We start from the raw sequence: 922 nt of genomic DNA on the forward strand, positions 1-922 counted from the left end.
CAGCACGGCCGCTTCCTTCACCCCTTCCACCTTCAGCAGCTGCGCTTCGATCTCTCCCAGCTCGATTCGGTAGCCACGGATTTTCACCTGATGGTCGATCCGGCCCAAATATTCAACCGTACCGTCCGGCTGCCAGCGCGCCAAATCCCCAGTCCGGTACATCCGCTCGCCTGGGCGGTACGGGTTCGCGATAAATTTCTCCTCCGTCAATTCCGCTCGGTTCACATAGCCTCGGGCCAGTCCTGCCCCGCCGATGTATAGCTCACCCGGCACCCCGATCGGCTGCACTTCCTGACGGCCGTCCAGTACATACAATTGTGTATTATCAATCGGTTTCCCGATTGGAATAATGCCCGGCTTTGCAGCCTGGTCACAATCAAAATAGGATACATCAATCGTCGCTTCAGTCGGCCCGTATAAATTGGCTAATCGGGTGTTATACGGCTTGTACAGTAGCTCCTTGAATTCATTTACCTGCTTGATAACAAGTGCCTCACCGCTTGCAAATACTTGTTTCAATGATGATAGGCCTGAAGGACAGGCATGCAAGAAAGCCGTCAGCATCGAAGGCACGAAATGCATTGTCGTTACTCGGTACCGCACAATAGCATCCCTAATCTGCTGCGGGTCTTTTTCTCCACCCGGACCCAACAAGCATAAGGAAGCGCCGGAAAGCATCCACCATAGAAGCTCCCATACAGAAACATCAAACGTATAAGGCGTCTTTTGCAATATTACATCATCACCGGTCAATGGATATTGTTTCTGCATCCAATAAAGACGGTTCATGAGTGAGCGGTGCTCTACCATGACGCCTTTCGGCAGCCCAGTCGAACCCGACGTGTAGATGATGTACGCCAGGTTATCCGCCGTCGACAGCTGCGCAAGCGGTGCGCCTGAGCCCGCTCTTCCCCGCTCGTCC

General features: G+C 53.5%; 1 protein-coding gene. It reads right to left on the reverse strand.

Annotated elements, in window-relative coordinates; translation table 11 throughout:
* Positions 1-922 (reverse strand): amino acid adenylation domain-containing protein (locus K0T92_RS24525; RefSeq protein WP_219875264.1); only part of this gene is annotated, 922 nt, incomplete at both ends.

Source organism: Paenibacillus oenotherae, assembly GCF_019443105.1.
GTDB classification, from domain to species: domain Bacteria; phylum Bacillota; class Bacilli; order Paenibacillales; family Paenibacillaceae; genus Paenibacillus_Z; species Paenibacillus_Z oenotherae.